This is a genomic window from Pseudomonas sp. ABa2 (assembly GCF_056676075.1).
In genome coordinates this window covers 1,910,057-1,920,829 of the sequence record NZ_CM155239.1, presented here as the reverse complement: position 1 = coordinate 1,920,829, position 10,773 = coordinate 1,910,057, and the positions used below count along the sequence as shown (strand labels likewise).

Below are 10,773 nucleotides of genomic sequence, written 5' to 3'. Positions count from 1 at the left end.
GCTCTGCGTGCGACCAGACAAGGAGGCTTCATATGGGCTCGCTCGGAGAAACTCAGGGCATCACGCCCTGTCTAGCAAAGGCGCTGGACAATGCTCAGACGCTGGCAAGGATCGCCGAATTGCTGGCCGATGCCGGAGCGGCCCTGCAGCAAGACACCCTGCGCGCCTACGTCTACCTCGACCAGGCCATGGAACTGCTGAGACAGGCGAACGGCGGCAGCGATAGCGACCTGCGCCATGCGGCGGGCCTGAACCGCTGGCAAACGCGGCGTCTGGACGAATACATCAGCCGGCATCTGGATACACCGATCCGCACCTGCCACCTGGCCGCTCAGCTCAACCTGAGCAGCAGCCACTTCTCCCATGTGTTCAAGCAGACCTTCGGCATCACGCCGCTGGCCTACGTGGCGCGCAAGCGTATCGAAGCGGCCAGGGCGATGATGCTGGCCACCGACCAGCCATTGACGCAGATTGCCCATGCCCACGGTTTCTGCGACCAGTCGCACTTCACCCGCACCTTTAGGCGCGAGACCGGGATGAGCCCACTGCTGTGGCGACAGCGCTGCGCCGCGAGGACGCAGGCTACCACCGAGCGTTGATCAGCCCAGCATGGTCACATGACGCGGATGGCTGGCCACCCGCTCGAGCCAGGCGCGGATGGCCGGGAAGGCTTCGAGGCTGAAGCCGCCTTCGTCGGCCACATGGGTGTAGGCATACAGGGCGATATCGGCAATGGAGTAATGCTCACCGACCAGATAGGGCGTACGTTCGAGCTGCTTCTCCATCACTTTCAGGGCCTTGTAGCCGAGCTTCAGGCAGCGCGCGTGCTCCTCGCGGCGCTCCTCGGGCATGCCCTGGTAGAGCTGGATGAAACGCGCCACCGCAACATAGGGCTCGTGGCTGTATTGCTCGAAGAACTGCCACTGCAGCACCTGGGTGCGCAGGCGCGGCTCGCTGGGCAGGAACTCGCTGCCCTCGGCGAGGTAGTTGAGGATGGCGTTGGACTCCCACAGGCAGGTGCCGTCGTCCAGCTCCAGCACCGGAATCTTGCCATTGGGATTCTTGGCCAGGAAGGCTTCGCTCTGCGTCTCGCCCTTGAGGATGTTGACGGGAATCCACTGGTACTCCTTGCCCAGCAGATGCAGCATCAGCTTGACCTTGTAGCAGTTGCCCGAACGGTAATCGCCGTAGACCTTGTACATCGCATTGCCCTCCCTACATCAATTCTCGCGGCAAGCTCGCCGCCAATCAAATCACCGCCAACCGCCCTGCTTCTGCAGGAGCGGATCTATCCGCGAAATTCGCGGCTGAAGCGGAATGCCGCCCAGCCGCTCCTACAGGGGGGACTCAATCACGCCCCCTGCGCCTCGCGGATAACTGCAGCGAGGCGGCGCAGGCCTTCGCCCAGGCGCTCCGGCGCCACGTGACTGAAGTTCAGTCGCAGATGACCGGCGTTGGCGTCCGGATCGATAAAGAACGGCTCACCCGGCATAAAGGCGACGTTCTGCGCCAGGGCCGCATCGAGCAATGTGCGGGTATCCAGCGGCTGCTTGAGGGTCAGCCAGAAGAACAGCCCGCCCTGCGGAATTTCCCACTCGGCCAGATCGGCGAAGTGCTCCAGCAGCGCGGCCTGCATGGCGTCGCGGCGGATGCGGTAGAAATCGCGCAGCTCGGCCAGGTGGCCGCGGTACCGCTCGCTGCCCAGCCACTGCAGCGCCTGCCACTGGCCGATGCGGTTGGTGTGCAGATCGGCCGACTGCTTCAGGCGCAGCAGGTGCGGGTACAGATCCTTGGTGGCGATCAGGTAGCCGACGCGCAGGCCCGGCAGCAGGGTCTTGGATACGGTGCCGGTGTAGATCCAGCTGGCCTTTTGCAGGCGGCTGACGATGGGCGTGGCCTGGCCTTCATCGAACACCAGCTCGCGGTACGGCTCGTCCTCGATCAGGGTCACGCCGAACTCGTCGAGCAGCGCCGCCACCGCTTCGCGCTTGGCCTCGCTGTAGCGGGTGCCGGACGGATTCTGGAAGGTCGGGATCAGGTAGGCGAAGGCCGGCTTGTGCTTTTCCAGACGCTGGCGCAGCGCCGCCAGCTCGGGGCCGTCGGCCTCCTGCGGCACGCTGATGCAAGCGGCGCCGAACAGCTGGAAGGCCTGTAGCGCGGCCAGGTAGGTCGGCGCCTCGAGCAGCACCTCGGTGCCCGGATCGATGAACAGCTTGGAGGCCAGGTCCAGGGTCTGCTGCGAGCCGCTGACGATCAGCACCTGGCTGGCCTCGCAGGGTACGCCCAGGGCGCGCGCCTCGGCGGCAATGGCCTCGCGCAGGGCCGGCTCGCCCTCGCTCATGCCGTACTGACCCATGCTCGCCGGCATCTCGGCCCAGTCCACCTTCGGCAGCATGGGTTCGGCCGGCAGCCCGCCGGCGAAGGACATCACCTCCGGACGCTGCGCCGCGGCGAGAATTTCACGAATCAGGGAGCTTTTCAGGCGGGCGATGCGTTCGGAGAAGGCCATGGGATTACCTGGGGTGCAAAAGGCTGGAAATTTAAGTCAAACTGCTTGACCGAAACTACGACGCCACCCAGAGATACGTCAATATGACTGACCTAAAAAATTTCCCCGAGAAATTTTTAACGTCGCCCAGCGACGGCCCGCAGGGTGGCCGCCACGGATGGCAGGCCATGAAAAACCCGGCCGTCCAACAGGCCGCCATGGAGGCCTTTTTCTTCGGCTACCAGGCCTTCACCGCCAAGTCCGACGAGATGCTGGCCAAGCGCGGCCTGTCGCGGGTGCACCACCGCATCCTGTTCTTCATCGCCAAGTACCCGGGGCTGAGCATGAAGGAACTGCTCGGCTATCTCGGCGTGAGCAAGCAGGCGTTGAACACGCCGCTGCGCCAGCTGATGGAAATGCACCTGGTGCGCAGCGAGGCCGCGGCGGACGACAAGCGCAAGCGCCTGCTCGGTTTCACCGCCGAAGGCGCCAAACTGGAGCAGGCCCTGCGCCGCGAACAGGCGCGCCTGCTGCAGCGGGTGTTCGCCGAAGTCGGCGAAGAGGCCGTGCAGGGCTGGCTCAAGGTCAACCAGGCGCTGACCGTGCGCCGCTGACCCCGCACGCGGGCGCTCTGGCAGACCGACGAGCGCCCCTCCTGGCGATCCAGGCACACCGCTGGCACAAAAGCCGCTAGCCTGAAAACAGGCCTCTCGACCCGCGCCCGGCTCATAACCGAATTGCATGACAATCGGCTGACCACAAGGTCAAATATTTGTTGACCCAAAAGTCAGAAAACTCTAGATTGGCCCCATGGCAGCCCGCGCCAGGGCCTTGCAGTGCGTGCATCACCTGGCCAGCCAACCGAGTCATAACAATAAAGTGCCTGGAGGTCGTCCTTGATCCAGTTTTTACTCAACCGGGAGCTGCGCACCGAGCATGCCCTGGACCCCAACGTCACCGTGCTCAACTACCTGCGTGAGCACGTCGGCAAAACCGGAACCAAGGAAGGCTGCGCCTCCGGCGACTGCGGTGCCTGCACCGTGGTGGTCGGCGAGCTCGAGGGCGACCGCGTACGCTACCGCACCCTCAACTCCTGCCTGACCTTCGTCTCCAGCCTGCACGGCAAGCAGCTGATCACCGTCGAAGACCTCAAGCACCAGGGCAAGCTGCACAGCGTGCAGCAGGCGATGGTCGACTGCCACGGCTCGCAGTGCGGCTTCTGCACCCCCGGTTTCATCATGTCGCTGTTCGCCCTGCAGAAGAACTCCACCGGCTACGACAAGGGCCAGACCCTGGAAGCCCTGGCCGGCAACCTGTGCCGCTGCACCGGCTACCGCCCGATCATCGACGCCGCCGAGCAGGCCTGCTGCCAGAAGCAGCCGGACCAGTTCGACGCCTTCGAAAGCAACACCGTGGCCCAGCTCCAGGCCATCGCCCCGCGTGAAACTGCCGAGCTCAACAGTGGCGACAAGCGCTGCCTGGTGCCGCTGACCGTGGCCGACCTGGCCGACCTCTATGCCGCCAACCCGGAAGCCCGCCTGCTCGCCGGCGGTACCGACCTGGCCCTGGAAGTCACTCAGTTCCACCGTGAACTGCCGGTGATGATCTACGTCGGCCATATCGAAGACATGAAGCGTATCGAAGTGACCGACAGCGCCATCGAGATCGGCGCGGCCGCGGCCCTGTCCGACTGCTACGAAGCGCTGTCGCGCGAGTACCCGGACTTCGGCGAGCTGCTGCACCGCTTCGCCTCGCTGCAGATTCGCAACCAGGGCACCCTGGGCGGCAATATCGGCAACGCCTCGCCCATCGGCGACGCCCCGCCGCTGCTGATCGCCCTCGGCGCGCAGATCGCCCTGCGCCAGGGCAACACCCGGCGCATCCTGCCGCTGCAGGACTACTTCCTCGACTACAAGGTAACCGCCCGCCAGGAAGCCGAATTCATCGAGAAGATCATCGTGCCGCGCGCCCAGGCCAACCAGGCGTTCCGCGCCTACAAGGTGTCCAAGCGCCTGGACGACGACATCTCCGCCGTCTGCGCCGCCTTCAACCTGACTATCGTCGACGGCGTGGTCACCGAAGCGCGCATCGCCTTCGGCGGCATGGCCGCCATCCCCAAACGCGCCAGCGCCTGCGAAGCCGCGCTGGTCGGCTCGGCCTGGTATCCGGGCGTGATCGAACGCGCCTGCGACGCGCTGGGTGAGGACTTCACCCCGCTGTCGGATTTCCGCGCCAGCAAGGAATACCGCCTGCTCACTGCCCAGAACCTGCTGCGCAAGTTCTTCCTGGAGCAGCAGTCGCCCGAGGTCGAGACCCGGGTTACCGCTTACGCCTGATGGCGCAGTGAATTGATACGCCGCCGGCGCGCCCGGCGGCATGCGAAGTTTTGGAGGCGAAGATGTCCAGTCATATCGAACACAAATCCCAGGAAGAGCTGGCCGCCCTGTTCCGCGCCGGCATGACCAGCGGCGTCGGCAAGAGCGTCAAGCACGAGAGCGCGGACAAGCACGTGTCCGGCGAGGCGGTCTATGTCGACGACCGCCTGGAATTCCCCAACCAGCTGCACGTCTATGCGCGCCAGTCGGATCGCGCCCATGCGCACATCCTGCGCATCGACACCCGCCCCTGCTACGAGTTTCCGGGCGTGGCCATCGCCATCACCAAGGATGACGTGCCAGGCCAGCTGGATATCGGCCCGGTGGTCGCCGGCGACCCGCTGCTGGCCGACGGCAAGGTGGAGTACGTTGGCCAGGTGGTGCTGGCGGTAGCCGCCGACAGCCTGGAAACCGCGCGCAAGGCGGCCATGGCCGCGATCGTCGAATACGAAGACCTGGAGCCGGTGCTCGACGTCGTCGAGGCCTACCGCAAGAAGCATTTCGTGCTCGCCAGCCACACCCACCGCATTGGCGACTCGGCCAGCCAACTGGCCAGCGCCCCGCGTCGCCTGCAGGGCACCCTGCATATCGGCGGCCAGGAGCACTTCTACCTGGAAACCCAGATTTCCTCGGTGATGCCGACTGAAGACGGCGGCATGCTGGTCTACACCTCGACGCAGAACCCCACTGAGGTGCAGAAACTGGTCGCCGAAGTGCTCGGCGTGCCGATGAACAAGATCGTCATCGACATGCGCCGCATGGGCGGCGGTTTCGGCGGCAAGGAAACCCAGGCCGCCGGCCCGGCGTGCCTGTGCGCGGTGATCGCGCACCTCACCGGTCGGCCGACCAAGATGCGCCTGCCGCGCATGGAAGACATGAGCATGACCGGCAAGCGTCACCCCTTCTACGTCGAGTACGACGTCGGCTTCGATGACGACGGCCTGCTGCACGGCATCGAGATGGACCTGGCCGGCAACTGCGGCTACTCGCCAGATCTGTCCGGCTCCATCGTCGACCGCGCCATGTTCCACTCGGACAACGCCTACTTCCTCGGCAACGCCACCATCAACGGTCATCGCTGCAAGACCAACACCGCGTCGAACACCGCCTACCGCGGTTTCGGCGGCCCGCAGGGCATGGTCGCCATCGAGGAAGTGATGGACGCCGTCGCGCGCCACCTCGGCAAGGATCCGCTGGAAGTACGCAAGCTCAACTACTACGGCAAAACCGAGCGCAACGTCACCCACTACCACCAGACCGTCGAGCACAACGTCATCCACGAGATGACCGCCGAGCTGGAGCAGAGCTGCGAGTACGCCAAGCGCCGTCGCGAAATTATCGAGTTCAACCAAAAAAGCCCGGTGCTGAAGAAAGGCCTGGCCATGACCCCGGTGAAATTCGGCATCAGTTTCACCGCCACCTTCCTCAACCAGGCCGGCGCGCTGATCCACATCTACACCGACGGCTCGATCCACCTCAACCACGGCGGCACCGAGATGGGCCAGGGCCTCAACACCAAGGTGGCCCAGGTCGTCGCCGAAGTGTTCCAGGTCGATATCGAGCGCATCCAGATCACCGCCACCAACACCGACAAGGTGCCCAATACCTCGCCGACCGCAGCCTCCAGCGGCGCCGACCTCAATGGTATGGCGGCGAAGAACGCGGCCGAGACCATCAAGCAACGCCTGGTGGACTTCCTGGTGCGCGAGTACAAGGTCACCCCGGAGGACGTGGAATTCCGCAACGGGCAGGTGCGCGTGCGCGACCACTTCCTGTCCTTCGAGGAGATGATCCAGAAGGCCTACTTCGGCCAGGTCTCGCTGTCGTCGACCGGTTTCTACCGCACGCCGAAAATCTACTACGACCGCGACAAGGCCGCCGGCCGCCCCTTCTACTACTACGCCTACGGCGTGGCCTGCGTGGAAGTGCTGGTCGACACCCTGACCGGCGAATACCGCATGCTGCGCGGCGACATCCTGCACGACGTCGGCGACTCGCTGAACCCGGCCATCGACATCGGCCAGGTCGAAGGCGCCTTCGTCCAGGGCATGGGCTGGCTGACCACGGAAGAGCTGGTGTGGAACGCCAAGGGCAAGCTGATGACCAACGGCCCGGCCAGCTACAAGATCCCGGCCATCGCCGACATGCCCATCGACCTGCGCGTGAAGCTGGTGGAGAACCGCAAGAACCCGGAAGACACGGTATTCCACTCCAAGGCCGTGGGCGAGCCGCCATTCATGCTCGGCATCGCCGCCTGGTGCGCCCTCAAGGACGCCGTGGCCAGCCTGGCGGACTACAAGGTGCAACCGCAGATTGACGCCCCGGCCACCCCTGAGCGCGTGCTCTGGGGCGTGGAGCAGATGCGCAAGCTGAAGGCTTCGGCCAAGACTGCCAGCGCTGCCGAGGTCGAACCGGCGTAACGCTAAACACCTTGGTGGATGTGCTGCGCGACATCCACCCTACGGCGGTTCGTAGGGTGGACAACCGCGAAGCGTTGTCCACCAAAGGCGTGAATGAAGAACAAAGCAGGTGTACAACAATGACAAAACACACCGAACCGAATAACCGCCCTGCTCGCCCGGCACCGGTGCCGATTCTCGACCCGTCGCCGAGCAACTGGCGCCTGCCGCGCCCGGGCCAGACCACGCCTTCCTGGAGGCTGAGCAAATGAGCTGGATCAGTGCCCTCGCCGAGCTGCAGCAAAAAGGTGAAGCCTGCGTGCTGGTGACCATCATCGAGGAACGCGGCTCGACGCCGCGCAACGCCGGCTCGAAGATGGTGGTCACCGCCGAGCGCATCTTCGAAACCATCGGCGGCGGCCATCTGGAATACAAGGCCATGGAAATGGCCCGCGAGATGCTCGCCAGCCGCAGCCAGGACACCCGTCTGGAGCGCTTCTCCCTTGGCGCCAGCCTGGGCCAGTGCTGCGGCGGCGCCACCGTGCTGCTGTTCGAACCGATGGGTCAACCACAGGCGCAGATCGCCGTGTTCGGCGCCGGCCATGTCGGCCGCGCGCTGGTGCCGCTGCTCGCCAGCCTGCCGTGCAAGGTGCGCTGGATCGACTCGCGGGAGAACGAATTTCCCGAGCACATCCCCGCCGGCGTGGAGAAGATCGTCAATGACGAGGTGGTCGACGAGGTGGAGAACATGCCGCCCGGCAGCCACTACATCGTCATGACCCACAATCACCAGCTCGATCTGGAGCTGACCGCAGCGATCCTCAAACGCGGCGACTTCGCCTACTACGGCCTGATCGGCTCGAAGACCAAGCGCGTCAAGTTCGAGCATCGCCTGCGCGAACGCGGCTTTGAGGAATCCCTGATGGCGCGCATGCGCTGCCCCATGGGTCTGCCCGAGGTGAAAGGCAAGCTGCCGGTGGAAATTGCCGTGTCCATCGCCGGCGAGGTGATCGCCACCTACAACGCCAGCTTTGGCCAGGACGTGAAGAAGGGCGAGTCCAGCGTGGCCAAGCTGTTGCCCGCCTCGCGCCGCACCCAGCCGTAGGTTGGCGCTGAGCGCTGCGAAGCCGATCGCGGCCCGACCCAACAGGGAGTGCGCAGCACTCCACCCGGCGGGCCCGGTTTGCGGCAACGCCAGGCTCACCACCCTCGTGTTGGGCTTCGCGGAGCTCAGCCCAACCTACCCGTACTACCTTGATCTGAGATTTGAGCCCCATGACCACCAACGTCAAAGCCTACCGCGCCGCCATTTTGCACAGCCTCGCCGACCCGGCCGTGGTCGGCGTCGAGCAGTCCTATGAGTATTTCGAGGACGGCATCCTGCTGATCGAAAATGGCAAGGTCGCCCAGGTCGGCGCTGCTGCCGAGCTGTTGCCGAAATTGGCCGGCGTCGACGTCCAGCACTACCGCGACGCGCTGATCACCCCCGGCTTTATCGACACCCATATCCACTACCCGCAGACCGGCATGATCGCCTCCTACGGCGAGCAGTTGCTGGACTGGCTCAACACCTACACCTTCCCTACCGAGCGGCAATTCGAAGACAAGGCTCACGCCAGCGACGTGGCGGCGATCTTCCTCAAGGAACTGCTGCGCAACGGCACTACCACCGCCCTGGTGTTCGGCACCGTGCACCCGCAATCGGTGGACGCCTTCTTCGAGCAGGCCGACAAGCTCAACCTGCGCATGATCGCCGGCAAGGTGCTGATGGATCGCAACGCCCCGGACTACCTGACCGACACCGCCGAAACCGGCTACGCCGAGAGCAAGGCCCTGATCGAGCGCTGGCACGGCAAGGGCCGCCTGCACTATGCGGTCACCCCACGCTTCGCCCCGACCAGTACGCCGGAGCAACTGGAACTGGCCGGCAAGTTGCTGGGCGAGTACCCGGACCTCTACATGCACACCCACCTGTCCGAGAACCGCAAGGAGATCGAATGGGTCAAGGAACTCTTTCCCGAGCGCAAGGGCTACCTGGACGTCTATGACCACCACAAGCTGATCGGCCCGCGCGCGGTGTTCGCCCATGGCGTGCACCTGTGCGACGAGGAGTGCCAGCGCCTGGCCGAAACCGGCTCGGCGGTGGCCTTCTGCCCGACCTCCAACCTGTTCCTGGGCAGCGGCCTGTTCGACCTGAACAAGCTGGAAGCACACGGCGTGCGCGTCGGCCTGGGTACCGACGTCGGCGCCGGTACCAGCTTCAGCCAGCTGCAATCGCTGAACGAGGCGTACAAGATCATGCAGCTGCAGGGCAAGAAGCTCGACCCGTTCAAGTCGCTGTACCTGGCCACCCTGGGCGGCGCCAATGCGCTGTACCTGGACGATCGGCTGGGCAACTTCCTGCCCGGCAAGGACGCCGACTTCCTGGTGCTGGACTACAACGCCACGCCGCTGATGAGCTACCGCATGCAGCAGGCCAGGAGCCTGGAAGAGCGGTTGTTCGCCCTGACCATGCTCGGCGACGACCGCGCGGTGAAGGAAACCTTCGCCGCCGGCGTGTCGGTGCACCAGCGCTAAGCGTAGGGGGGCACGGGTCCACCCAGGTCGCGCGCACCAGCGATTTTCCAGGGGCCGTGGTGCGCACAGCTCACCCTACCCTGCTGAAACAAAAAAGCCCCGAGGCGCAAGCATCGGGGCTTTTTTCTACAACGCCGTCAATCAGCGGTTGGCGGCGCTACGTCCGGACTTCTTCTTGGTCTGCAGCAGGTGCGAGAACACCGCGTGCAGGTCATCCGAGGCGCTTTCCTCGTCCAGATTGAGCTTGCTGTCGATATGGTCCATGTGGTGCATCATCAGGTGCACCGCACGCTCGGCATCGCGCGCCTCGATGGCGTCGATCAGCTGGTTGTGCTCGTCGTAGGAACAATGCGAGCGGCTGCCGCTTTCGTACTGGGCGATGATCAGCGAAGTTTGCGACACCAGGCTGCGCTGGAAGCTCACCAGCGGCGCATTACGCGCGGCCTCGGCCAGCTTGAGGTGGAACTCGCCGGACAGGCGGATGCCGGCGCCGCGATCGCCGCGGGAGAAACTGTCCTGCTCGTCCTTGACCATCTGCCGCAGCTCGGCCAGTTGCTCGGCGGTGGCGTGTTCGACGGCCAGCTCGGTGATGGCGCGCTCGACCAGACGGCGCGCGTAGAAGATCTGCCGGGCTTCTTCGACGCTGGGGCTGGCGACCACCGCACCGCGGTTCGGTCGCAGCAGCACCACGCCCTCGTGGGCCAGGCGCGACAGCGCGCGACGAATGATGGTACGGCTGACGCCGAAGATCTCGCCCAGGGCCTCTTCGCTCAGCTTGGTGCCGGGCGCCAGACGCTGTTCGAGAATGGCATCGAAGATATGGGCGTATACGACATCGTCCTGAGTCCCGCTGCGGCTGCTTTTGCCGGTGCGCGGCTGCTTCTTGAGGGGCTGCAATTGATCGTTCATTCTGGCTCGCGTCAATGAGAGTCGG

Annotated in this window: 9 protein-coding genes; 6 read left to right on the top strand and 3 right to left on the bottom strand. The window is 64.8% G+C overall.

Features of this window, described 5'->3' with window-relative positions; all coding sequences use genetic code 11:
* Positions 1-32 precede the first annotated feature (32 nt).
* Positions 33-599: a helix-turn-helix domain-containing protein gene (locus tag AC1G9C_RS09480; protein ID WP_480410019.1), complete on the top strand. Its 567-nt coding sequence runs from the start codon at positions 33-35 to the stop codon at positions 597-599.
* Here AC1G9C_RS09480 and AC1G9C_RS09475 read toward each other — a convergent pair whose 3' ends face one another.
* Positions 600-1,202 carry a glutathione S-transferase family protein gene (locus tag AC1G9C_RS09475; protein WP_480410018.1) on the bottom strand — a complete coding sequence of 201 codons (603 nt, stop codon included), beginning with the start codon at positions 1,200-1,202 and terminating at the stop codon, positions 600-602.
* Positions 1,203-1,351: 149 nt separating this feature from the next.
* A complete protein-coding gene (locus AC1G9C_RS09470) occupies positions 1,352-2,509 on the bottom strand; it encodes an aminotransferase-like domain-containing protein (RefSeq protein ID WP_480410017.1) in 1,158 nt (385 codons plus the stop codon).
* An 83-nt stretch (positions 2,510-2,592) separates the two neighbouring features.
* On the opposite strand from AC1G9C_RS09470, the gene AC1G9C_RS09465 reads away from it, so the two are divergent.
* From AC1G9C_RS09465 to guaD, 5 genes are all read left to right on the top strand, one after another.
* On the top strand, positions 2,593-3,102 hold the full coding sequence (locus tag AC1G9C_RS09465; protein ID WP_480410016.1) for a MarR family winged helix-turn-helix transcriptional regulator: 510 nt from the start codon (positions 2,593-2,595) through the stop codon (positions 3,100-3,102).
* A 282-nt stretch (positions 3,103-3,384) separates the two neighbouring features.
* Positions 3,385-4,824, top strand: a complete 1,440-nt coding sequence (gene xdhA / locus AC1G9C_RS09460) for a xanthine dehydrogenase small subunit (protein WP_397497351.1) — start codon at positions 3,385-3,387, stop codon at positions 4,822-4,824.
* 62 nt (positions 4,825-4,886) lie between these two features.
* Positions 4,887-7,283, top strand: a complete 2,397-nt coding sequence (gene xdhB, locus AC1G9C_RS09455; RefSeq protein ID WP_480410015.1) for a xanthine dehydrogenase molybdopterin binding subunit — start codon at positions 4,887-4,889, stop codon at positions 7,281-7,283.
* Positions 7,284-7,530: 247 nt separating this feature from the next.
* Positions 7,531-8,367, top strand: coding sequence for a xanthine dehydrogenase accessory protein XdhC (xdhC, locus tag AC1G9C_RS09450; RefSeq protein WP_480410014.1), 837 nt, complete (start codon positions 7,531-7,533; stop codon positions 8,365-8,367).
* 170 nt (positions 8,368-8,537) lie between these two features.
* Entirely contained in the window at positions 8,538-9,839 is a 1,302-nt protein-coding gene (guaD, locus tag AC1G9C_RS09445; RefSeq protein ID WP_122108381.1) for a guanine deaminase, read from the top strand.
* A 141-nt stretch (positions 9,840-9,980) separates the two neighbouring features.
* Here guaD and AC1G9C_RS09440 read toward each other — a convergent pair whose 3' ends face one another.
* On the bottom strand, positions 9,981-10,748 hold the full coding sequence (locus AC1G9C_RS09440; protein ID WP_021443267.1) for a GntR family transcriptional regulator: 768 nt from the start codon (positions 10,746-10,748) through the stop codon (positions 9,981-9,983).
* Positions 10,749-10,773: the final 25 nt, after the last annotated feature.